At 44.8% G+C, this 24198-nt stretch carries 20 protein-coding genes and 2 pseudogenes; 14 read left to right on the top strand and 8 right to left on the bottom strand.

Annotated features, from left to right (window positions below; all coding sequences use genetic code 11):
- Positions 1-50 precede the first annotated feature (50 nt).
- The 3 genes from FIS9605_RS0127110 to FIS9605_RS0127100 form a co-directional block, all read right to left on the bottom strand.
- Entirely contained in the window at positions 51-1178 is a 1128-nt protein-coding gene (locus tag FIS9605_RS0127110; RefSeq protein WP_026735387.1) for a DUF6745 domain-containing protein, read from the bottom strand.
- 310 nt (positions 1179-1488) lie between these two features.
- On the bottom strand, positions 1489-1878 hold the full coding sequence (locus FIS9605_RS0127105) for a GFA family protein (RefSeq protein WP_026735386.1): 390 nt from the start codon (positions 1876-1878) through the stop codon (positions 1489-1491).
- A 28-nt stretch (positions 1879-1906) separates the two neighbouring features.
- Positions 1907-2167 carry a hypothetical protein gene (locus FIS9605_RS0127100; protein WP_026735385.1) on the bottom strand — a complete coding sequence of 87 codons (261 nt, stop codon included), beginning with the start codon at positions 2165-2167 and terminating at the stop codon, positions 1907-1909.
- Positions 2168-2532: 365 nt separating this feature from the next.
- Here FIS9605_RS0127100 and FIS9605_RS0127095 point away from each other — a divergent pair, with 365 nt between their 5' ends.
- From FIS9605_RS0127095 to FIS9605_RS41295, 4 genes and pseudogenes are all read left to right on the top strand, one after another.
- Positions 2533-2880 carry a hypothetical protein gene (locus FIS9605_RS0127095; protein WP_026735384.1) on the top strand — a complete coding sequence of 116 codons (348 nt, stop codon included), beginning with the start codon at positions 2533-2535 and terminating at the stop codon, positions 2878-2880.
- Positions 2881-3261: 381 nt separating this feature from the next.
- Entirely contained in the window at positions 3262-3636 is a 375-nt protein-coding gene (locus FIS9605_RS0127090; RefSeq protein WP_026735383.1) for a DUF4870 domain-containing protein, read from the top strand.
- Between the two features lie 225 nt (positions 3637-3861).
- Positions 3862-4254, top strand: a pseudogene (locus FIS9605_RS38345) (Uma2 family endonuclease); the annotation flags it as partial.
- Positions 4255-4521: 267 nt separating this feature from the next.
- Positions 4522-4683, top strand: coding sequence for a Uma2 family endonuclease (locus tag FIS9605_RS41295; RefSeq protein ID WP_197036152.1), 162 nt, complete (start codon positions 4522-4524; stop codon positions 4681-4683).
- A gap of 220 nt (positions 4684-4903) precedes the next feature.
- Here FIS9605_RS41295 and FIS9605_RS0127075 read toward each other — a convergent pair whose 3' ends face one another.
- The gene (locus FIS9605_RS0127075) at positions 4904-6226 is read right to left on the bottom strand and encodes a hypothetical protein (RefSeq protein ID WP_026735382.1); all 1323 of its coding nucleotides are present in this window, start codon (positions 6224-6226) and stop codon (positions 4904-4906) included.
- Positions 6227-6434: 208 nt separating this feature from the next.
- Here FIS9605_RS0127075 and FIS9605_RS46205 point away from each other — a divergent pair, with 208 nt between their 5' ends.
- The 7 genes and pseudogenes from FIS9605_RS46205 (at position 6435) to FIS9605_RS46720 (ending at position 12746) form a co-directional block, all read left to right on the top strand.
- A complete protein-coding gene (locus FIS9605_RS46205) occupies positions 6435-6614 on the top strand; it encodes a hypothetical protein (protein ID WP_026735381.1) in 180 nt (59 codons plus the stop codon).
- Positions 6615-6869: 255 nt separating this feature from the next.
- On the top strand, positions 6870-7859 hold the full coding sequence (locus tag FIS9605_RS0127065) for an HPF/RaiA family ribosome-associated protein (protein ID WP_026735380.1): 990 nt from the start codon (positions 6870-6872) through the stop codon (positions 7857-7859).
- A 291-nt stretch (positions 7860-8150) separates the two neighbouring features.
- Entirely contained in the window at positions 8151-8630 is a 480-nt protein-coding gene (locus tag FIS9605_RS0127060; RefSeq protein ID WP_026735379.1) for a CBS domain-containing protein, read from the top strand.
- 24 nt (positions 8631-8654) lie between these two features.
- Entirely contained in the window at positions 8655-9149 is a 495-nt protein-coding gene (locus FIS9605_RS0127055) for a hypothetical protein (RefSeq protein WP_026735378.1), read from the top strand.
- A 26-nt stretch (positions 9150-9175) separates the two neighbouring features.
- Entirely contained in the window at positions 9176-9589 is a 414-nt protein-coding gene (locus FIS9605_RS0127050) for an Hsp20/alpha crystallin family protein (RefSeq protein WP_026735377.1), read from the top strand.
- Complete coding sequence (gene lon, locus FIS9605_RS0127045; RefSeq protein WP_026735376.1) at positions 9586-12072, top strand: endopeptidase La; 2487 nt, start codon at positions 9586-9588, stop codon at positions 12070-12072. The genes FIS9605_RS0127050 and lon overlap by 4 nt, the downstream gene beginning before the upstream one ends.
- Positions 12073-12121: 49 nt before the next feature.
- Positions 12122-12746 (top strand): annotated as a pseudogene (locus FIS9605_RS46720) (MarC family protein).
- On the opposite strand, the gene FIS9605_RS0127035 reads toward FIS9605_RS46720, so the two are convergent.
- A complete protein-coding gene (locus tag FIS9605_RS0127035) occupies positions 12743-14398 on the bottom strand; it encodes an ABC1 kinase family protein (protein ID WP_026735375.1) in 1656 nt (551 codons plus the stop codon). The pseudogene FIS9605_RS46720 and the gene FIS9605_RS0127035 overlap by 4 nt on opposite strands.
- A 114-nt stretch (positions 14399-14512) precedes the next feature.
- Positions 14513-17158 (bottom strand): alanine--tRNA ligase, encoded by a 2646-nt coding sequence (gene alaS / locus FIS9605_RS0127030; protein WP_026735374.1) that lies wholly within the window; start codon positions 17156-17158, stop codon positions 14513-14515.
- Positions 17159-17425: 267 nt separating this feature from the next.
- On the opposite strand from alaS, the gene FIS9605_RS0127025 reads away from it, so the two are divergent.
- Both FIS9605_RS0127025 and FIS9605_RS0127020 read left to right on the top strand, forming a co-directional pair.
- Positions 17426-17629, top strand: coding sequence for a heavy-metal-associated domain-containing protein (locus FIS9605_RS0127025; RefSeq protein ID WP_026735373.1), 204 nt, complete (start codon positions 17426-17428; stop codon positions 17627-17629).
- Positions 17630-18507: 878 nt separating this feature from the next.
- Positions 18508-19560 (top strand): GGDEF domain-containing protein, encoded by a 1053-nt coding sequence (locus FIS9605_RS0127020; RefSeq protein ID WP_026735372.1) that lies wholly within the window; start codon positions 18508-18510, stop codon positions 19558-19560.
- Between the two features lie 33 nt (positions 19561-19593).
- Here FIS9605_RS0127020 and FIS9605_RS0127015 read toward each other — a convergent pair whose 3' ends face one another.
- Complete coding sequence (locus tag FIS9605_RS0127015; protein ID WP_026735371.1) at positions 19594-20271, bottom strand: hypothetical protein; 678 nt, start codon at positions 20269-20271, stop codon at positions 19594-19596.
- A gap of 504 nt (positions 20272-20775) precedes the next feature.
- Between FIS9605_RS0127015 and FIS9605_RS0127005 the strand changes: the two genes are divergently transcribed.
- Positions 20776-21144 carry a hypothetical protein gene (locus tag FIS9605_RS0127005; protein ID WP_026735370.1) on the top strand — a complete coding sequence of 123 codons (369 nt, stop codon included), beginning with the start codon at positions 20776-20778 and terminating at the stop codon, positions 21142-21144.
- Positions 21145-21407: 263 nt separating this feature from the next.
- Here the strand turns inward: FIS9605_RS0127005 and FIS9605_RS0127000 are convergent, their stop codons facing one another.
- Complete coding sequence (locus FIS9605_RS0127000) at positions 21408-24122, bottom strand: polynucleotide kinase-phosphatase (RefSeq protein ID WP_026735369.1); 2715 nt, start codon at positions 24120-24122, stop codon at positions 21408-21410.
- Between the last annotated feature and the right edge of the window lie 76 nt (positions 24123-24198).

Below are 24198 nucleotides of genomic sequence, written 5' to 3'. Positions count from 1 at the left end.
AGCTAACCTCATTTAAATAGTTCGTAGAAAATAGCGTCTATTTTTCTAACTTAAGTCTGTACAACAAATTCTTCTGGTGCAACTCCCCAATTTACCCAAGTGATGGCTTCTTGCGCTGATTTTAGATCAGATGGTACACGCAACACATGAATAAATCCCGTGCTGGGGCAAGTCATCTTTAACAAATAAATTGGTTCTACATCGATTTCATTCTCAATTTTTAATAATGTGTATTCTCGATAAGAATTTAATTCATTCGCTTGCAATTCTTCGAGCATACGCGTATAGCCAATACCCTGAATTAAGACTCGCCGTAGTTCGGCATTTTTTTCTTCTAACAACCATGAAGTTTGCCACTGATGGGGGTGGAGTTTACCGTATTTTTCCGGTAAGATGACACCACTATTGGCGTAGAGATTGTAACCATCAGTAAATTGGATGGCGGGTTCGCCTTCAGCGTGGAGGCGATTTTGGTCGTCTAAGGAAAGTTTGCTTGGGCGATCGCACACTACTGCTACCCTTTGATATGGAAAAATACACCCACTAGATTCTGCCAATAAATGAAGAACTTGCAATAGCTTTTGTTCGCCTGTGTAATTGAATACAGATTTCCAAAAATCTAACCAACTGCAATAACTGCAAAAGATAAAACCAGGTATGAAGTTACTATCATACTGTTTTTCTAATTGAAATTGTAGTTGGTGGTATAGTTCTGGGAGATTAGCGTCAATGTCTAACTCTAGAACATCCGCCATATCAATTTTTAATGTTTGTTCTAGAGTTTTCATATATGATATAAATCTATAATATAATGTAGTGTTAACGTGGATGTTTACATCACTGGGTCTTTGAATTTCCACATTCTTGGATTCACGTTTTGTTAAATTTGGAAATAACTTTAATATACCTAAGCCCAATTGTAAAAATTTCAAAGGTGTGGTTTGAATAATTCGAGCCTCTAACTGGGGTAAAGCCTTACTCATAGCCTGATAAGGGCTTTCACAAAAGATAATTTCAGGCTGTTCTATATGGCACAAACTATAAAGTTCTTTAACTCCTTCAATAGCCTTTTGTCTGTCGATTCGCTCAGTTGAAAGTGCTATATTTCTCCATTTCTCTCGGTAAAATTTAATCAAAGCTTCTTGTTCTGGAGTTAGCTTTGCAATTTTGTGTGACATACTAGGACAGGGTTACTGAATGAATATCTTCCCAAAATAACTCCAGCTATCAGAATGCGCCAGAGCATATATTACCGTCTCATTCTGTACTGGTTTCACTCACACCCTCAAAAATAAAGAATTTTTTTAGCAAGCAGATCGAGGGTTTGACCAGAATGGCCACCCTGATATTGTTTAAGTATAGTTCTTAAGGATAATCTGTATAAACAAAAAATAAAAAACTGCTATTAAGCAGTTAAAGTAAGGTCGTAACCAAATCCCTTGAGGTTAGTAAACCACATAGCGTTTCCGATCGCCTAATTGCCTGAACTTACCGCAACTTATGTATATTCTCTTCCCAATTGGCCCCATCGAAAGGCACAATTTCAAAATTCGACACCACATCACCATCTAGACAACGAATATTAACATCAATGCTGTCGGGATGACTGCGAGGAATATAAAAAGAATGTATTCCACAAACGCTGCAAAATTTATGCTGGGCAACTCCTGTGTTAAATCTGTAGGTTGTTAACAGATCTTCGCCTTGTAACAAAGTAAATTTATCTCGCGGCACAATTAAATGCAAAAAACCCTTTTTTCTACAGATTGAACAATTACAATCATCGGCTTTGTGTGTGTCAACTACTACCCGAAAGCGCACTGCGCCACAATGACATCCACCTTCGTAAGTAACGGGTTCTTTGATATTAGCTGTCATGTTAAGTTCTCTGAAAAATAACCCTCTATCATTTTTGTAAATTTGCTTGTTCTTGCAACCAAGGGTCTACTGGTTGTCCGTCTTTACGCCGCAATTCAATTTCCACTACCATTACTTGTTTGGAACCGGGAGGAGCGGGTTTTTGATTGAAAATAATCTCATAATCTGTGGGATTGTGACCGCGTTCTTTCAACCATTCTTGCACTTTGGTTGTGGCAAAAAAACCTTGCCCTTGTTCAAACATGCGAGTAATCTGCATCTGTAGTGAGTAAGGATTTAATCTACCCATTTTTTTGCTGTCTTCGTTAAGTAATATAAAGTAGGGCAATACCTAATTTTATGTTATCTCTGCTGTTAGCTTAATATCACTAAAAGCTGCCTGTCTCCTTTTTGCTTTAAAATAACCCAAAATTCTATATTTTTTCCGACTTAAGATAGATTGACTGTATTTTGAGCCACGGATACTCTAATATTGTGCCCTTCTATCCTTTTGCTGTTCAAACTGTTCAATACATTTTGTGTATAAAATTTAATTACAGAGTAGTCTTCTTTTGAATCTCAAATAGTGTTTCCTGGAGGCTGGAGCTTAAGTCTAGACTTTGTTCATTGTTTTCCAATGACGCAAACCCAAGATTTACAAGTGTGGTGTGATTGATGAACTCTAAGCGTTTTCTGGTGTCTGCGCTGACACTTTTCACCTTATTAGGGACAGTGCTAGCTGTAGAAGCACAGCAGATTAATCCCGGTCAACTGCTGCTGGCTCAAAGTGATGATGAGTTGAGCGAATACTATAACAGGGGTTATGAGGCTGGTTTATCAGATGCCTTGGCTGGAAAGACTTACAATCCCTTTGCAGGAAGCCGTAAATTATCTGTTACTTACTCCCGCGAGTACACGCGGGGTTACGCCGAGGGATACAAGGCAGGCGATCCTAATTTTGGTTCTAATTCTAGTTCTGATTCTGGTTCTGATTCCGGTGAACCTATTCAAGGACTTTGGTAAAAATCCGGTTTGATTTGAAGAATCAGTTACAGCAGATTTCAATTGAATTGACCACACTCGAACCTCACCCCCATCCCCTCTCCTTAGCAAGGAGAGGGGTGCGGTCGGCGGGGAGAGGTTGTGTTCTATTTAAATGAAAATAGCTGTAAGGCACAAGGATATCCGGGGGCTAAGAGTTTAGGATATCCTTGATAACACTCTTGAGGTTTTCTACTGTAGAGGTTCGGTAAACCTCATAACTTATAGTTGATGAGTAACAATCAAAGTTAATCTATTTCAGCGAAAAGCCTGAAAACTTTTTAAGTACGGGAACCTGCAATATTAAATCTATTCAGTGAGCTTTAAAATCGAAGCTAAAAGGCAAATTGAGGAGCCACCAGGATGCAAGTTACATACAATTCTGATAAGCGCAAATTGTTATCATCTCTGTGTCATGGGGCGATTTTCTTCAGTACAGCATTGTTTTCGATTGGGGTTCCAATTGCAATTTACTTAATTTCCGATGACCCAGTTGTTAAAAGCAACGCCAAAGAATCAATTAATTTTCACTTCAATGTTTGGTTCTGGGGAACTGTAATTGGAGTTCCAATTGCGATTCTATCTTGGCTTACCTTTGGTATTGGCGGAATTTTGTTTTTCCCCGTTCTTGCTTTTGGCTTTTTACTGCATTGGGGATTGACAATTTGGGCATTGTTGCAATGTTTCAGCAAACCAGATGAACCTGTCCGTTATCCGTTTATTTTTCGACTGTTCTAATCGTTCCGACTCAAGATAAAGTTTATTTTTGAAAAAGGGAGTGAGATAAACATCCCTTTTTTATTTGATTGTGCGATCGCATTTTGCGTTAGGTTGGGTGAAGCAACAGCCTAACCGAACATAATTTGACAATTTTGTTCGTTGATTGCAAGGCAGTGTTTGAATTAGGCGATTTAAAATAACAGATAAAAGCGGTCTAACTAGCTTCTCTAAAAGTAACCTCAAATGGTACAAATACCTGCTAAATCCTTAACACTAGAGGAGTTTCTGCAACTACCAGAAACAGAACCCGCTAGGGAGTATATTGAAGGGCAAATTATCCAAAAGCCAATGCCTCAAGGGAAGCACAGTACAATTGAGACAGAGTTAGCGGCTGCAATCAACACAGCACTTAAGTCAAAGCGCATCGCACGGGCTTTTTCGGAACTTCGCTGCACTTACCCTTCGGGAAGCCGTGCTACGCACGTCTATGGCGATCGCTCTATAGTACCAGATGTCTCAGTGTTTAGTTGGCAAAGAATTCCCCGTGATGCTAATGGAGAAATTGCTAATGTTTTCCTCGCTGCCCCTGATTGGACTATTGAAATTCTCTCACCTGACCAAAGTCAAACCAAATTAAGAAGTAAAAAGTAAAAAGTAAAAAGTAAAAAGTAAAAAGTAAAAAGTAAAAAGATAATCCCCATAAATAAATTGAGGGGCTTTAATAAGGATGTATTATTTCTGGCGCTGCGAGTCTCGATTGAGAATATTTTTATTTCATTCCATAAATAAATAATGGTGCTAGTAACCATTTTTTCTTATTCTTTATGAGTGCCTTTTAACTTTTTACTTTTGCCTTGTTCGGTCATAAAAAATATTCTTCACTGTCTGAAGTATGAGACTCAAATGGGGTGGCTAATCGATCCAGAAGAACGGTCGGTATTTGTTTATTTTCCAGATAAATCAACTGATGTTTTCGATCAACTAGAAGCACGTTTGCCGATTCCAGAATTTGCCAGAGATATCAGTCTTACTGTAGGAGATTTGTTTGGTTGGTTGATGGAGTAATTGATTGAGATTATCAGTGCGATCGCACTGGGGGATAAGTTGGATGACTGAGATCTTGCACCATACCCTGCACCGAAGGGCTACGCTCTACGATTGCGAGAGCCAGAGACTCTAGTTCTCGTTACCAGGTTGAACCTGGTAACGAGGATTTGGAGGCAGAGCCGGCTCTGCCTCCAGTGGTGCAAGATGTGAAATGAAGTAATAAAGTGTTTTGCCGAATTCAGACATCATGACTGTGCTCCTCTTGAGTTTGAGTCTTCGGTACCAACAGATATTTTTCGACCATTTGAACTGCGAGCAAACTCAAACCGCCAAACCCCATCCCCATTGCCATAATGGTTAATTCGGCGCTGTTGAAGACAATTGCCTCTGGATAAAATAACGCAATCCCTAAAGCTGACAGGGATGTCAAAGCACCTATGAAAAATGAGAGACGAACACTCGTATCAGAAAAGACATAGATTCTGGCATGAGCCAGTAGATAGGCAGCAAAGGGAATCCAAACGGTGGATAGATACGCAGCGTAGAAATAGAGAATTAAGCCGATAATTTCACCATCTTTGAGAGCGATTCCAAAGGCAAATAAGGCATTCAAAATTGAAATCAAAATCTGGTTTCGCTGAGTATTGGCAATGACCTCTAAATCTAAAACTGTTTTAGTTTGAATTCGCAAGATATTGCTGCCAATTCCTAGTGCCGGAACTGCCAGTGCCAGCATCAAGACAATCCCCCACGGCTGATTAGCACCACCCCCAATCCAGGATAGGATGTAGGGAATTGCTTCTTTGCCAGTCACATTTGCAGGCAAAATACCTGTGTTCTGTCCTGCGATCGCCACGGTAGTCGGCAGAAATGCCAGCCCAATCAGAGCGATCGCTGCTAGAATACATCCCCAATATGCTATGCGAACATCCTTTGCCTGTACTACAAATTGCTGGCATTTCATATCAATGAGCACTAGTAAAATAGTGGCAACAGAAACCCCGATCGCTTCTTGGACATCAACATGCCTGAGGGCGGCAATGAATGTCAGGGGAGCCTGCCATAGTTCCGGTAAACTTTGCAGCCGCCACAGCGCATATAAGAGTGCCAACATATTGAACAGCAGCAATCCCCGGAAGACCCAACTAGCACGCTCAACAGGCAACAATGATAGAATGCAGAATAGAATGGCGAGCGCGATCGTACTGGGTAATTTGGGAATACCCGCGACGCCCAAGATCGAAGCGGCTGAAATAATCTGAACGGCTTCAATGCCGATTAGGGATGTCCAGGACATCAGTCCAACGCCAACTTTAACAGGTTTGCCATAGCGGTTGCCTAACAGCGTCCAGATCTGTTCAACTTCGCTCCAATAGAACTTTGCCAGTGCCAGAAGAGTTAGAAAGCCCAACCCGATGGAAACGGCATAGAGGCTACCACCAGCACCTTTAGCCATCGCTTGCTCTGCCGTACCTAGAATGAATCCTAAACCATAGTGAGCTGACACCAATAAAGTTGCCAGTGAGAAAACTCCTAATCGTCGATTAGCCGCGATCATCATGGTGGTTCTCTGTTCTTTTGTGACACTGTAGATGTAGGGTTTTGGGGCAGCTGTCTGGATTTATGGATTACAGGGATCTTGGAACTAATACCATTTTAGATTTTAGATTTTGGATTGGGAATTACTGTCTCTGTCGGGGTTGCGTCAATCCATCTGTCGCAATGATTTTTTAAATTGGTATAAGATTTAGAACGTGCCAGGGCTACCCATGCGGCTTTCGCTGCATCGGCAAGGCGATCGCGTGGCAGAGTTAGAAGCGGGAGCCGACGACTATCTCACCAAACCCTACGATCCTTGTGAATTGCTGGCAACGCTCTTGCAGCAACTGAGATCCTGCACCACCACCCAGCCAGTACGAAGCATTGGGCGTGAAAGGGGTAATTGGTAAACCCTTTAACTCGCTCACCCTGCATCGGGGATTAAAAGGAGCCAGACCTGACCACACAACCGAGTTCACCATTGGCTAAGATACGTGTTACTGCGATATAATTTGCACATACGGGTTGCCTGTGGTAATCAACAAGTAGGCTCAACTTTTCGTCTTGAGCATCTCATTTTTTCAACAGTTCTATGAGCTAGAGATTTAGATCGGTGAAAGAATGATTTACTTTTATCCCAAGGTTTATGTTGATGGGAGGTTACTATGGCGCAACATTTTATATTTCATGACTGTCCATCTACAATCAAAGAGCAGATTCGCGACTATTGGGTAAAAAAGCAACGCCGAATAGATCGCCTATTGCAATCATTCCCACCAAACCAGCGTCACTTGCGATTAAGCATCGATCGTCAGCCCAATGGCTATCAGGTGCGAGCAGTGCTGGCCCTCCCAACCGGAACACTGGTTGCCCAATCCAAATCTCGGTTTGAAACATATCAAGCGGCGATTGATGAGGTTGCCGATACCCTGGCACAAGAGATTCGTCGTCATAAAGAACAAATTCGTCATGACGACTCCTATCGTCGTAAACGGCTACGGCAAAAGGATTTTGCAACAGCCAGTCAATTTTTAGAACAAGATATTCGGCAGCAAAATAAAGAATCCTTCTTTGAATTGCTGCGTCCTATTCTCCGCAACTTGCGAAATCATGCCCGACGTGAACTAATCTTTGCCCAGATTGAAGGCAAACTTTCCCCCAATGAAATGACGGTTTCCGATCTGCTGGATGAGGCGATCGTGCGTGCCTGGGAACGGTTCGATCGGCGGACGCCGCAACAACCCCTCGATCAATGGATCGGTGGACTCATGCACGAGATTTTGGACGAACTAGAAACCAAGGAAATTCTTACCATTTCCTTAGACGATCCGCGTTTTCAAGTGACGAGTGGTTGGATTTTAGAAAATGAGCCGTTCTGGGGCAGTTTAGACCTTTTGACCCTGGAAGATATTTTGCCTCAGCACGAAGTCGAGGAACCTTGGGATGCGCTCACCTTGATAGAAAAAGAACGTTGGCTATTTGCTCAGTTATCAAAATTGCCTAAACTTCAACGCCGTGCCTTGATGCTGTATCTTCTGGAAGGATGGGAGATTGAGGAGATCGCCATGCTCCAAAATCGTCCATTGGAGGATGTTCGCAAGGACATTGAAACGGCTCAAGACTTCTTGAAAAATCAGCTGAAGAATAGTCAGTAGGACATAGGACTTAAGCGATCGACAAACCCCAGTTCGCAATCACTTAATAACTTCAGATTTTACTTGGATTTGCTGACTATGATTTAGGTAAATACGCTATGACTGCAATCGCGTAGCGGCTCTTTAGGAGCATTGCTTAGTGTCTTCTGCTAGAACCTCCAGTTTCTTCTATCAATCATCAGCACTTTGGCTAAGAAAATTGCATAGCATCCGTGCAAGCAAACTGACTTTGACAATTGCAAAAGAGCATTATCAAACTCGAACCGAAAAATTGAACACCAAATTGGAACAATGCCTACTCAAGTCTTACGAGTCAAAGACCTTATGACTCCTGAGCCTGTTACCGTAACACCTCTAGACTCTGTGGAAACGGTACTCAACCGTTTAGAAGAACGACATATTAGCGGACTTCCAGTTGTAAATGATGAGGGTAAACTAGTTGGTATCATTTCAGAAGCAGACTTGTTGTTCAAAGAACGTCCGATTCGCCTACCGCTATATCTGTTGTTATTGGGCGGAATCATCTACCTAGAACCATTAGATCGATTTATACAAGAACTTAAGAAAAGTTTGGGCGTACTAGTTCAGGATGTGATGACTCCGAATCCTTTCACAATTACACCGGATGCCCCAATTTCTCAGGCTGCTGATTTAATGCTGGAAAAACGAATCAACCGTTTGCCGGTGGTTGATGAACAGGGAAAGCTTGTTGGCATTATTACACGGGACGATCTGCTGCGGGCATTGCAATCAGAACTTGTTGAGTCATAAATTGCGAGCCGGAGGTGCAAGGTTATGATTAGCAAAATAATAACACCCTTTCAGCTAGACCGTGATTCATTTGCATCCCCACAATCCTGGTTAAATCCTGTTTTTAGGAGTCTGGTAGCACTGTTGGTGCTGATTTTGTTGTTCGGTGGATTAGGATGGTTCGCTGGGTTGAATCATTCCTTTTCCCAAGTTGCTATAATAATGTCGATTCTAACAGTTGCTGCTGTTCGCATTTGTTGGCTTGCTGGATTCACTGTTTGGGCAGGCTTATGGTCTTTAACATTTGGCTCGGCGTTGATCTTGGTTGGGACATTGACGTCGAGTGGCTTATACGGTTGGGCTGTAGCGATCGCGCTCATGAGTATGGGTATATTCACCTTGGATTTAGCCCTATCAGACTCTGTTAAACAGTTGCTGAAAACTGGTTTAAGCCAAATGCAAGTATTCTGGTTACTCGTGATTGTTTGCACAAGTAGTGTGATGATGGGCTGGACGCTGCCAATTTGGTTCGCTGCTTAAATTTAGGAACACTTCGAGCAAAAACTATGCGCTATCGCCGATTCGGTTACCGCTATACAGGCATTGTTTCTGGTATTGCTTCCCCCTCACACGCAGACTTTTGGGGTAGTCGCATTCAAGCAAGTTTCGCCCATCACCAATGGCAACCTCCTGCCGATCTCTATGAAACGCCCGCAGCCCTAATTGTCAAAGCAGAAATTGCTGGGATGGCGGAAGAGGATTTTGATATTTCCCTCTACGAAAATGCCGTGGTAATTGAAGGGGTGCGATCCTGGGAGATGCCAGAGGGAGATGGGCAATATCATGCAGTCAACATTCTGTATGGATCGTTTTGCTTGCAAGTGCCCCTCAGACAGACGATAGATCGCGATCGCGTCCAAGCTCGCTACGATCGCGGTTTTCTCTACGTCATGCTACCAAAAGCGGAGGTGAAACCGTGACCAATGCAGTTTCAATTGATCTAGACAGCAATGCGGAAAATAATGCCGAAAATATCCCAGATATTCCCGATGTGCTGCCTGTTTTACCGTTGATCAATACTGTCGTGGTGCCGATGGCAGTTGCTCCGATTTTGGTGGGACAGGAGCGATCGGTCAAGCTAGTAGATGAAGTGATGCGTAGCAATCGTCTGGTGGCATTGGTAGCTCAGCGCAATCCAGAGGCACGTCCTGCTGGTTCTGATGATATTTACCGCTTGGGTACGGCAGCAATCATCCATCGGCTGCTACGCCTACCAGACGGGAATTTGCAACTAGTTGTTCAGGGATTAGAACGGATTCGTATCCTCGATTTCTTACAAACGCAACCATTTTTAGTGGCACGGGTTGAAAAAGCACCCGAAAAAACCACCGCAGACACGGAAACAGAAGCCCTGCGTCGCACCCTGGGCGAGCTGTTCCGCAAACTAGTTCCCTTAACGAACGATATTCCCGATGAACTGGCATCCGCAGGTGACAATATCAGCAACCCGTGTATGTTTGCCTATCTGGTGACAGCAATGACGCCGATGGAAACAGCTGTGCGACAGGAGGTGCTGGAACTGGATGCCATAGCAGACAAACTAAAGCGACTGATTAACTTGGTGCAACAAGAACTCGCAGTCCGGGAACTGCAACAGCAAATTGCCTCCGATGCCCAGGAAAAAATCTCGAAAACTCAGCGGGAATACATTTTACGAGAACAATTAAAATCCATTCAGCGGGAACTGGGCGAAGAAGATGCTGAACAAGCCGAAATCCGCGAATTGCGCCAACAGCTAGAAGCTGCTCATCTGCCCGAAGAAGCTAGCAAAGAAGCCTTCCGAGAATTATCGCGGTTGGAACGGTTGCCGGCGGTATCGCCGGAATATGGCATGATTCGCACCTATCTCGACTGGATGGTAAGTCTGCCTTGGAATATCACAACGGGAGAAGCGATCGACCTTGTCCATGCTCGTCAAATCCTTGATGAAGACCATTACGATTTGGAACGCATCAAAGACCGGATTTTGGAATACTTGGCGGTGAAAAAACTGAAAGCAGATCGTGCTTTGCACGGCACGGAGGGCGATCGCCAAGCTCAGCAACTCCAAGAAACCCCACAGGAGAACATCATCGACGATAGCCGCCAGGAACCGATTCTGTGTTTTGTGGGGCCACCCGGTGTGGGCAAAACCTCCCTCGGACAGTCGATTGCCCGTGCTATGGGACGTAAGTTTGTTCGCATCAGCCTCGGTGGCATTCACGACGAAGCAGAAATTCGCGGGCATCGCCGCACATATATTGGTGCTTTACCCGGTCGCCTGATTCAGGCATTGCGACGGGTAGAAACCTCCGATCCAGTGTTTATGCTCGATGAAGTAGATAAGCTGGGCAGGGGTTTCCAAGGCGATCCGTCTGCTGCTCTCTTAGAAGTCCTCGATCCGGCACAAAACCATGCTTTCGTGGATACCTATCTAGGCGTATCCTTTGATTTGTCCAAGGTGCTGTTCATTTGCACGGCAAACACGATTGAAACCATTCCCTCTCCCCTACTCGATCGCATGGAGATTTTGAGCCTCTCTGGCTACACGGAAATGGAAAAGCTGCATATTGCCCGGCGCTATCTGTTACCCAAACAGCGACGAGCCAATGGGTTGCAGCAGGATGAAGTCACGATTACTGATGCCGCCCTGCAACGCATTATTCGCGAATATACCCGGGAGGCGGGTGTGCGCAGTTTAGAGCGGGAAATTGGCACCGTAGTCCGCAAGGTGGCTCGCAAAATTGCAGAAGGTGCGATGACACCGATTACGGTTGAGGCAGAACAGATTCCAGATTACTTGCGGCGACCCCGATTTGTGAATGAAGTGGCGGAGCGGATCGATCGCCCCGGCATTGCCACTGGATTAGCCTGGACTCCGGTAGGCGGGGATGTGTTATTCGTCGAAGCCACGATGATGCCTGGACGGGAGGAACGGTTAGTGCTGACGGGAATGTTGGGGGATGTGATGCGCGAGTCGGCACAGGCTGCCCTGTTCTACGTGCGTTCCAATGCGGAAAAACTCAGTATTGACCCCAAAGCTTTTGTAGAGAAAGTTGTGCATGTGCATGTGTCAGCGGGGGCAACGCCTAAAGATGGCCCCTCGGCGGGGGTGACGATGGTAGCAGCGATCGCCTCCCTTGCCTCTGGTCGTCTAGTACGCAACGATGTCGCCATGACCGGTGAAATTACTCTGCGTGGGAAAGTGTTACCTGTGGGTGGCATCCGTGAGAAGGTGCTAGCTGCCTATCGGGCGGGGGTGAAAACCGTGATTTTGCCCCAGCGCAATCAACCTGACTTGGAGGATGTACCCGAAGAAGTGGAACGCGAACTTCAGTTTGTGTTTGTCAGTTCCGCTGAAGAAGTGTTGGCGGCTGCTCTGATGCCTGTAACTCAATCGGAGGCTGAATTAGTGGGTAGCTAGATTAGCTGTAAATTCCTGTCTAAGAGCATAAATTCAGGCTCAAATTTATATGCTTGCCTTCATCGCCAGAGCCTTTTTAACCCTATTTGTTGTCCTCGATCCGCTCGGGTTAGTGCCTATTTTCATCACCTTGGCAGGACATCATTCTCCCAAGGTGCAAATTCGGATTATCCGCCAGGCAATTTTAGTTGCTGCTGGAATTCTGTTTGCCTTTGCATTATTTGGCAATGTTTTATTGCGTTATCTGGGTATCAGTGTCGAGGCATTTCAAGTGGCAGCGGGTATTTTGCTATTAAAAATTGCAGTGGATATGGTGTTTGCCCAGCGCGAACGGGAAACCAAGGCGGAGGAAGCAGAAGCACAAGCACGGAACAGACATCAGTGTTTTTCCTCTAGGAACCCCTCTGATAGCTGGCCCTGGAGCCTTGGCTAGTATTTTGATTCTGCAAAATGAAGCTGTTGCGTATCCATTGGGAACAGGGGTGATTGTGGGAATCACAGCTTTTGTGTTGCTGCTGCTTTATGGCTCATTGGCGATCGCCAAGCATTTAACCCACTGGCTCGGTCAAACCGGAATTAATGTCATCTCTCGTGTGTTGGGCATTTTGCTGGCTGCACTGGCAGTGCAATATATTATAGATGGGCTCCTAGCTTTAATCAGAGCAAGTTTTTAGGATTTACGCAACAGTGCGATCGCAACCCAACCCATCAGTCCTACGCCAGCAACTAATAAGCCCTGACTGACAATACCTATTAGCTCAGGCGATGAACTGGCAACAAGCACCGTTTGCTGTAGGATTGCGCCTGCAATGAGTGCGCCCATTGCTAAAATTGCCAAACTCAAACGGTTCATTCCCTGTTGTTGAGCTTGCAAGAATTCTCGTTCCATTCGCCAACCCAGATTAATGCCTAATTCCGATCGCTCCAAGCGATCGAGTAAAATTTCAAACCGCTGCGGAAATTGGGTTGTGAGGCGGGAAAGATAGAGGCTCGATTGTGTAGCATCCTGCAAAAGTTCAGCCCCAAGCAGGCGTTGGCGAATCGCCCGTTCCACAATTGGACGGGCAACCTCAACAAAGGGAAACAACGGATCGAGTTGACGGGCAATGCCTTCGATGTTGGCGATGGTTTTCACAAATAGTCCAATCGTTCCCGGCATTTGAATATTATTTTCGCGGGGAATCCGCAGAGCTTCATTCAGCAGTTCTGCTAAATTAATTTCTTCCAAAGGGCGCGTGTAGAATCGTCTGAGCAGACGATCAAAGGCTGATTCAATTGCTCGCAGATCCACCTCTAGTCGAGTAAATCCTAGCTCCCGAATCGCTTGGGCAACAATTTTGGGGCGCTCGTAGACAATACCAACTAGCAAATCAGTGAGGATACTCTGAGTACGCGGATCGAGGAGCGCAACCATACCACAATCGAGCAATGCCAGACGGTCTTGTGTTTCCTCACCAATATATAAAAAATTACCGGGATGCGGATCGGCATGAAAAAACCGATCCAGATAAATCTGCTGCATTACTACTTGTACGGCTAGGGCTGCCAATTGCTTTTTACGTGATTCTGGCAGGTTCACTTGGTTCAGTTTGATGCCTTCGATCCATTCCAGCGTCAGGACTTTGTCTGTTGTCCATTGCGAGTACACCTTGGGGATAACAACCTGTCCCCGTTGCCACAAACGGCTATTTTCCAGATTTTGTCGGAGTTTTTCGGTGTTGCGGGCTTCGCGACGAAAATCGAGTTCTCCTAGCAGGCTATATCTAAACTCTTCCACCAATCCTGGTAAGTCATACGCCTGTCCAAATTTATCGCGGCTAAACCAGTTAGCAAGTGACTCAAGAACTTCCAAATCTCGCTCTACAATTTCCCGAATGCCCGGACGCTGCACTTTTATGGCAACCATTTCTCCATTTTTCAGCGTTGCTCGATGAACTTGCGCCAGGGAACCCGCCGCGATCGCTACAGGTTCAATGATGAGAAAAGCATCTTTAAGAGATTGCCCAAAGGCTGTTTCTAAAATTGGTTCTATCTCACTCCAGGGCAAAGCAGGAACATTATTCTGCAAAGTTTCTAAAACTGCAATGTATTCAGGACTCAGCAAATCGGGGCGAGTACTGAGTAATTGTCCCAATTTAACAAAAGTTGGGCCTAATTCAATCAAAATCTGCCGGAGTACCTTGGGCAAGGGCAAGGAAGGTTGTTCTGGTTCCGCATCTTTAACGATGCGACTGCGGAAATAATTCCAGCCGTTGCGTAAGACGACTTCAATAATTTCAGCTTGGCGTTGGCTAACTGATGGCGATTTAGCAGCAAGTAGAAACATAATACATGCACATTTTCTCAGCTAATCCCTCTTTTGTTACTTTAGGGATAGAAAAAGAAACAAAAGAGGGATTAGTAATTTCCAGGTGGGTAGATTCCCGCCCTACCAATACAATTAAGCCAAACCGGACTTTAACTCACTCCGCGCTTTCTCCAACGCCTCTGGCAACTTACTCGCATCGCGTCCGCCTGCTTGTGCCAAGTTGGGGCGTCCACCGCCGCCACCGCCGCAAATTTTGGCGATCGCACCAATAAATTTTCCAGCTTGCAGTCCCTTCTTATTCACCTCTGGCGAAAAAGCTGCAACTAAACTAACTTTCCCAGGTTCAGGAACCGAACCCAGCACTACCGCCGCACCACTGCCAAGTTTTTGCAGCAAACGTTCCGCTGCGGTTTGCAAAGATTGTGCATCAACGTCTTCCAACTGGGCGACGAGAATCTTATAATCGCCGACAGTTTCGACTGTTTGCAGCAGGCTATCAGATTTGGCTATTGCTAGCTGTGACTTGAGAGTTTCTAGTTCTTTTTGGGTAGTTCTGAGTTCGTTTTGCAGAATGGTAATTCTGTCTGGTAGTTCTTCAGGTTTGACTTTGAATCTGTCACTCAAATCTTTGACTACTGTATCCCTAACATTTAAGTAATCTAGTATCGCCGGGCCGGAAACCGCTTCAATCCGCCGCACCCCAGAAGCTACACCACTTTCAGAGATAATTTTGAACACGCCAATTTCCGCTGTGTTGCTAACGTGAGTACCGCCGCACAGTTCCATCGACACGCTAGGGAAATCAATCACGCGCACTTGTTCGCCGTACTTTTCTCCGAACATGGCGATCGCACCTTTGGCTTTTGCTTCAGCTAAGGGCATAATTGCCACTTTCGCTGAGTGCGCTTCCGCAATCCAAGTGTTCACCTGTTCTTCAATTTGTTGTATCTCTTCTTGCGTGAGAGGACGCGGACAGTTGAAGTCAAAGCGCAACCGATCAAACGCCACCAAAGAACCCGCCTGCGATATCGAATCATCAACAATTTTCTTTAACGCCGCTTGTAGCAGGTGAGTTGCGGTGTGGTTAGCTTGGAGACGACGCCGACAAGCGCGATCGATTTGGGCGCTGACGGTATCGCCTACCCGCAGCGTACCGCGTTCAATGTGTCCGAAGTGGACATAGAAATCTGATTCTTTCTTGACATCGTTAATTGTGACGACGACACCAACGCCCGTGATATAACCTTTGTCGCCAATTTGTCCTCCAGATTCCGCATAGAATGGCGTTTTGTCGAGAACTATTTGTACATCAGTTCCTGCTTCCGCTTCTTCTTCGCAAACACCATCTACTAGTAACACTTCAACTTTCCCAGTCGCCGCCGATTGGGTGTAGCCTAAGAATTCCGTGGCGTGAATGTGTTCTGCTAGCTTGTCGAGAGAACCTTGCACAGTTAAATCGATGGTTGCGTGTGCTTCTCTGGCGCGTTGTCTCTGCTTCTCCATCTCAGCATCGAAACCACTAACATCAACTGTGAGGTTATTTTCCTCAGCAATTTCTTGAGTTAGTTCTAAGGGGAATCCGTAGGTATCAAACAAGGTAAACGCATCTTCACCGCTAATTTCGGTTTCGCCTTGTCGCTTCACCTTAGCAATAATTTCCTCAAGCAGTTTTTCGCCTCTTTCCAAAGTTTGGAGAAAGCGAGATTCTTCTCGTTGCAACTCTGCTTTGATGGAATTTTCCCGCTGGCGGAGGTTGGGATAAGCATCTTCAGCAAGGGAGATAGCAACCTCAGCAACTTGCGTGGTAAATTCACCCTGAATGCCAATTAAACGTCCGTGACGCACCACCCGCCTAATTAAGCGTCGCAACACATAACCCCGTCCGACGTTGGAGGCGCGGATTTCATCAGCAATCATATGGACGACAGCACGAACGTGATCGCCAATAACTTTCAGAGAGACTTTGGTTTTTTCGTCACTCTGGGTGTAGTCAATACCAGCAATTTCTGCTGCTTTTTTAATAATCGGGAAAATTAAATCAGTTTCGTAGTTATTGGGAACACCTTGGAGGATCTGCGCCATTCTCTCCAAACCCATGCCGGTATCGATGTTCTTGTTAGCAAGGGGTGTTAACTTGCCTTCTGCATCGCGGTTGTATTGCATGAAGACGAGGTTGTAGAACTCGATAAACCGAGTATCATCTTCTAAATCTATATTGTCGTCGCCCCTTTCTGGGTGAAAATCGTAGTAGATTTCAGAACAAGGGCCGCACGGGCCAGTAACACCCATAGCCCAAAAGTTATCATTTGCATCCATGCGCTTGATGCGCTTTTCTGGGACGCCAATTTTATCCCGCCAAATAGCGTAAGCTTCGTCATCTTCTTCGTAAACGCTGACAACAAGGCGTTCAGGGGGTAAGTTAAATACAGTTGTGGAGATTTCCCAACCCCAAGCGATCGCTTGTTCTTTGAAATAGTCGCCAAAGCTAAAGTTACCCAGCATTTCAAAGAACGTATGATGCCGTTTCGTGCGTCCGACATTTTCGATGTCGTTGGTGCGGATGCATTTTTGGGAGGTAGTGGCGCGTTTGAATTCTGATGTGCGCTGTCCCAAAAAGATGGGTTTAAATGGTACCATCCCCGCGATCGTCAGCAGCACTGTCGGATCTTCTGGCACGAGGGAGGCACTTGGGAGAATTTGGTGTCCCCGTTGGGCATAGAAGTCAAGGAATAGGGTGCGTATTTCGTTACCGCTGAGGTACTGGGGATGAAAAGACATGGGTTTCTACAAAGGACTAGGGGATAGGTAATACTTCTGAAGAAGGATTCACTTGCTCAGTGTAATTGCATAAGCGATCCTCATCTGAATTTATTTTTGCATTTTGTTTGAGTTTGCTGCCAGCCGAAAACCATATACCAGAAGTAATGATATGTGCAACTTTCTATAGTGGCACAATTTCCTAACTGTAGTAGGATGAGCGATTTAACTTGGTTCAATAAGATAAATCTTAATAAATCATGGTAATTTTACGTGCTGAGGTTACTTATGGCGCTGAAATTAAAAGTTCCAAATATAGCTTGTGAAGGCTGTGCTGAAACAATTACGGAATCTATCCACACAATGGAACCTGATGCCAAAGTTGAAGTAGATGTAAAAGCTAAAACTGTAACTGTAGAGTCCGCAGCTTCAGAAGAATCTATTAAACAAGCAATTGTTGCAGCTGGTTACAGTATTGAAGGCTATCAATAACCATTGAATGGGCGATCGCAATTCCATAGTAGGATACACAACTTACTCTCAAAACTAGCCCAAAAAATTCCCTACTGACTTTCGCCACTCAAGCGGAATTGCGTACACCAGAACGCATAAAAACCTTTTTTCTCTTCGTGTCTTGGTGTCTTGGTGGTTCAAGATTTTTTAACCACCAAGACACCAAGGCACTAAGTGTTTTAAAGCAAGTTAGTAAGCTGTCACGCCTTAAAATTGCACAATTGCTCGTGAGGGTCGTCATTAGTCATTGGTCATTAATAACCAAGGACAAATGACGGTCTTAACGAAAAAAAGTGCAATGTGTAAGCGCAACAGCTTAGACTTAGCCTTGTTAATACTGACGAGTTGGAAATAGTAAGAAACACTGAAGTAATTGTTATACAGATTTTTTCAAATATAAGTGCGTAAATGTTTTTACGGATAAAATAAAAATATTATCAATGCTTTTGATGTCAGTACAATAATACCTGGAACTTTTACTGAGAGGATAAAATTGACTAGTGAATTGAAGATTTAGTGTAAATATTTTATCGTCAAAAAATTTTAGAGCAATGGCTCCTGGAAATTACAGTCATACTTTTATACTTCCAAAGATTATTCAGTATTTCTACTGTTTTAAATCAAGGATATCAGGGCAGAAATTAGGTATCATAAATTTCAACTCTAACCAGTGTAGTCAACTAAGTATGATGAGGAGATAAAAATTGAAAATTGCTTGTGGATCGGTCAGTAAGACAATAAAATATGGGGTTATACCCCTCGCTAAAAAAGCAGGTATATATAGTATCTAAAGTAAGCCTTAACAGGTTTTACCTGAGTTATTCCCTTAAATTTGAAATAGGGCAAAAAGCAAAGCAATGAAGATTTCCATTCTGGTCTTTGGAAGTGATAACTTTCTTGCCACACTTCCAGATCAGATCCGTGATACAACCGCTTTTAGTGTAGAAGTTATTACTAATCTTAGTCAGGCGGTATCTCGTATTCAAATCACACCGCCCGATATTTTAATTGTGCAGGCTAGCCTGGATGACAGTATGGAACTCTGCTGTTGGCTGAAAGAGCAGACAAAATTATCTTGGATATACTGTATTCTTTTGGAGGATCGTCCCCAACTGCTTGTTGATAAAAGTAAGTATGGCTGGGAGTGGGAATTGGAGATGACTTCCATCGCACTCAGGCAAGGGGCCGATGCTTATATTTGGCATGAGACGTTGGATGCAACGTCTCTACAGCAGGAAAAAACAGATTTTAACTCAGCAGAGTTAACCGCCAGCCAGCGCTTACTATTAGCGCAATTGACAGTAGGCTTGCGAAAAGCGCAGAAATACCGCGATCTGATCCGGACAAATGATTTATTGTCAGCGATCGCTTTGGCTGATTCACTGACAGAGTTGAGTAATCGCCGGGCGCTAGAGTGGGACTTGCCTAGGCAAATTCAAAAAGCCCGTACCAATGGCACTCCCCTAAGTTTAATTATTTTAGATGTTGATTATTTTAAAAAAGTTAACGATTCTTACGGACATTTAGTAGGCGATCGCCTCTTGCAGTTACTATCAAATCGGCTGCGGCACAATCTGCGTTATCAAGATACTCCTTTCCGCTATGGTGGAGAGGAATTCGTGATCCTTTTGGGCAATACAACTTGCGACGAAGCATTTGTTGTCGCGCGTCGGCTTAATCGCCTAGTCGGCGAACAAGCATTTACAATCAACAGTCAATTGTCAATCAACGTCACCATTAGTCTCGGAACAGCTTGTCTGCGAACAGAAGATGATGCTAATGGAATTAGCCTGCTGCATCGTGCCGATCAAAATCTTTTGCAAGCTAAAGCTGCTGGACGTAACCGTGTTATGGGCTGCGAGAACTACTTTTCCCAGTCTACCTCCCATCTTCGAGTTGCTTCTTCATGATGATGAATTATGCATAATAAATAATTTCATAATTCATAATTTTTCATTCATCATTTTTATGCATTCTGCTACTGTAGCGCGTTGTCGCATGGCATCTACTAAAGCTTGATACACCGACCAATTTTCTTGCAAGAGGGTTTTGGCTTGCAAGGCGCAAAATCGCTGTTTTTGATCGCAAGCAAACGCAGAAAAACCCAAACTTTTCAAAACCCCTGCTAGTTTAGTTTGATCATCTGCCCCACCTTCGGCATTTTCATACACTAAAGTTTCAGCAGTAATACCTGCCATCCAAACAGTGCAGTAGCGATCTAGCATTTGGGCGCTGAGAGTACCCTTTTCTAGTTGGGATGCTAACTCCTCGTCATCAAAACTCACGCCACCTTGTCCTGGTTGCTTTTGTCTCCAAGCTTCCCAAGCACTGAGAGTGTAGCCGACAACAGGAATGCCTAACAAATAGGCGACAAGGAAGTGTCCAGCTTCGTGATGGATAATGCGTTCTCTGTGTTCGGGAGAAAATCCTGCTATCCAATCTAAAAGTATGTTTCCACCTTTGCCTTGCAAGCTGAAAGCGTCTAATGTCGCTATTCCCAAAATTGTGAAGGTGGCAAGTGCAGGTACAGTGGGCGATAAGTTAAACAATGGCCCCAGTAGGCTGGAAAGGGTCATCACAAAGACAGAAATTGCGATTAAATTCAGGGCAGTTTTGCTCATCCTGATTACAGTCATGCTGCTTAATATTTCTTAATTTCATTATGGAGCGATCGCAGCAAGCATGAAAACTGAAATTATTTACGTATTAATACCATATTAAATTATTTTTGCTATCTAAAAATACTATATAAAACAAATTTTTCGTTGGCTGTAGAGACGCGAAATTTCGCGTCTCTACGAACAAACGTGGTTTTTTAGCCTTTAGGTTGAATACTGAATCGGTGTTCTAGATCCATTCCACGAAATGATCCGCCCTTGATAATGAAAAGTTATTACGGAAATACTTAAAACAAAAGAACGACGACGATTATTACCGTTATGCTGATGAAAAGCGATGTAACCAAACACTCATTTGGAGAGTGCTTAGGATCATCCAGTTCTAAGGTTGATGGCACTTTGTTCCAAGTGCTGTTATGTTTTTATTCGCGAAATCAGCAAAATTTGTGGAATCGGCAAATTCAACAGTGATTTAAATAAGGGAAATCAACTAATTGAGGAGCAACAATGATACTCACCATTCACCAAGCTAACGTCTCAGCTAAACTCAACAAGCTTGTTCTCAAGCAAGGTGCTTCAGTTGATCTGCCCACTGTTAATGACGAGGTTGAATATTCAAAAGCGGGCTACTGTCCTGATGATGACTTACTCGACGACATAGTTGGCGAGAGTCGCTACCAGCAAGAGGGTAAAGCTTCTCGGGAGAATTACACTGCCGTTATTAGCCTGCTAGGAAGCTTTATCTTCATGGCAATAGTGGCCTTAGTTGCTTCCACTCTCTTCCCGACTCCAAGCACACAAAACCGTAACAGTACCAATACTACCGTGGATATGACACCAATGCTTACACCTATGCAGATGATGGGGCCTAACTGAATGGCACTTTGCTAGCCCAATTTGTGTCCGACTATCAACAGGATTCCGAATGTAGCGATCGCTATTGCGTAAAAGAGTAGCGATTTGAAACGCACGCCTGTAGCAAAGGAAAACGCAAAGGGGCGCAGAGTCTTGGTACAGAAATTCCGCGCGCAAACTTATGCAATGTTGTACTAATACCAATTCTCTATAACCTCGCAACGATCCATCTCCGCGTCCGGTGCATCATCATCTGTAGCCGTCTTTTGGAGAATTGATATTACTTACAACCTTGGATCTACAGGTTCACTCTCTAGTGCCAAAATCCCAAAAACGCATTCATGCACGCGGCGCAAAGGTGCATTAGCGACAAAACATTCTAGCGCTTCAATGCCTAAAGCAAACTCCCGCATTGCCAAAGAACGCTTGAGTGATAATCCCCTTCGGCGCAGACGTTCCAGGTTCTCAGGTACTGAGTACTCTAATCCGTAGATAATTCGCAAATATTCTCGTCCACGACACTTCACCGCAGGTTGTAGAATTCCCCGGCTACCTTTGACGATGAATTCCATCGGTTTAACTACCATGCCTTCACCTCCCATCGCGGTTAGTTCTTGCCACCATCGCACTGCCTCTTTTTGATTGCTAGGATCTGCTAAATCTATGACTTTGTATGCCGTCGCTAATAGGAGGTCTGGATCGTGTAGGGCAATTTTTGCCACTTCCTCCATATGCCAATAATGGTTTTTGTCAGTGTGTACGGCTTTTTCTGTTGCCAAGATATGGAAAGGCGCAAGCTTGTAGTCAGAAATATCATTAACTGGCCAGCAGTAGCGGCGGTAAGCAGTAACATACTGCTTTGCCATTTCTGCTCGTTGTTGATAATTGCCCAGTTGGGTACTGACATCAACGCCACGTCGGTCTGCCTTCTCCAGTAATGTTACAGCATTGCTAAGAGCAAAGCTTGAGGCTACGCCAACAGGTGCATATTGTTCTCGCAACAGCCCTTGAGCTTTGGCAGACCAAGGCATCAGTTCGCAGTCCAGACAAACCCATTCGGTATTAAATTTATCCCAAAAACCACTACCAGAAAGGGCGCTATTTAACCGCGCCAGCAGTTCTGCTTCTAGGGCTGGGTTATCAAAAAATCTTCTGCCAGTACGGGTGTAGCAGATACCAATACCTTCATTCACAACGCCAAAACGCTTTCTGGCTGCTGTTTCATCCCGGCAAACAATCACCACAGCCCGCGAACCCATGTGCTTTTCTTCGCATAATACTTCCGCAATTCCCTGGTTGTGGTAGTAAGCAAAAGCTTGTTGGGGATGTTCTAGATATCCTGGTTCTTGGGATGTTTCCACTGGAGACATAGTGGGCGGCAGATAGATTAGCCATTTAGGGTTGGCAGCAAAACGGCTCATCACTTCTAAAGCTGCGATCGCATTTTCTTCTCGAATTTTGATATTTGGTACTAGGCGGGTATTAACGATCCGCTTTCCCAGTACGTCGTCAATGTGCAGTACGTCATCTAGTTGCTGCTGGGCTGTCATTACCGTTTGTACAGCCGTGTCCTTATCTACTCCCCCAATCGGTTTCACCGGTTGGCTGTAAATACGGGCAGCAGGAACGCTTACCAGTTCCTTTTCTGGATAGCGTAGGGCAGTAAGTTTGCCTCCAAATACGCAACCTGTATCAATATTAATCGTGTTATTGAGCCATTCAGCAGTCGGTACAGGCGTGTGTCCGTAGACAACCATCGCCTCACCTCGATACTCTGCCGCCCAGTTGTAACGGATGGGTAAACCAAATTCATCAATTTCGCCCGTAGTTTCGCCATATAAGGCAAACTCCCGGACTTGAGCCGAACCTCGTCCCTGATACTCCTGCTTCATGCCAGCGTGGGCAACTACTAGCCGGCCATCATCAAGGACGTAGTGACTCACCAAAGTATCCAGAAATCCTTTCAATTGTTTGGTGAAATGTTCGCGTAGCTCTTCTGGCAAAGCTTCAATTTCTGCTAAAGTTTGCTCTAAGCCATGATTCACCTTGACATTTTTACCCCGTAATTTTCGCAACAGCTTGTTTTCGTGATTACCAGGAACGCAAATAGCTGTTCCCGCTGCGACCATGTTTCGCACCACTTTGACCGTATCGAGGATACGCGGTCCTCGGTCTACCAAATCACCGAGAAAAACGGCCTTGCGTCCCTGGGGATGGTAATAAGTGGGAGCATCCCAGAGGGAGGGAGTGGGAGAGGGGGGGAGTGGGGGAGTGGGGGCTAGGGGTCCCCTCTGGGGTTGGGGGCTGTGGGGGAGTAGGAAGAATCCTTCTCCTTGTCCCCTTGTCCCCTGTTCCCTGTTAAGAGTTAAGAGTTCCCTATCTTTGATATAGCCTAATTTTTTCAGTAGTTCTTCGAGTTCGTCGCAACAGCCGTGAATGTCGCCAATGATATCAAAGGGACCGTGTTCGTATTTGCGGTTATTCCAGAGGGGTTGACGCTCAATTTCTGCGGTGTCAATTTCTGCGACAGAGTTGAGAATGTAGACATACCGAAAGCCTTCTCTTTCCAATCCCCGCAGGGAACGCCGCAAAAACTGGGTGTGACGCCGCACCACATGGGGGCCAAACTGACGATCTGGGCGTTGTTGGTTGCGTTCGTGACATTGTTCTTCTGGTAAATTGAGAGCGATCGCTACGGGGAAAAAATGGTACTGTCGCGCTAGCTGAATAAATATTTTGCGGTCTTCTGGCAGAAGGTTCGTGGCATCGATAACAGTTAGTTTCCCTGCTGCTAAGCGTTTAGCAGTAATGAAGTGCAGCACATCAAAGGCATCCTTGGTGGCGGGCTGGCTATTTTCATCATCAGATACTAATCCCCGACAAAAATCTGAAGACAGCACCTCAAACGGATGAAAGTGTTTGCCCGCAAAAGTTGATTTCCCAGCACCAGAAGCACCGATAAGGACAACCAAAGAAAGTTCGGGAATAGTTAATTTCATCGTTAGTATTTAGTGGTTAGTGGTGAGCCAGCGCGGTCTTGGGGGTTCCCCCCATGAGCGACTGGCGAACCCAAAG

Origin of the sequence: Fischerella sp. PCC 9605 (genome assembly GCF_000517105.1) — a bacterium.
GTDB lineage: Bacteria > Cyanobacteriota > Cyanobacteriia > Cyanobacteriales > Nostocaceae > PCC9605.
This window is presented reverse-complemented; position numbering and strand designations above follow the sequence as displayed.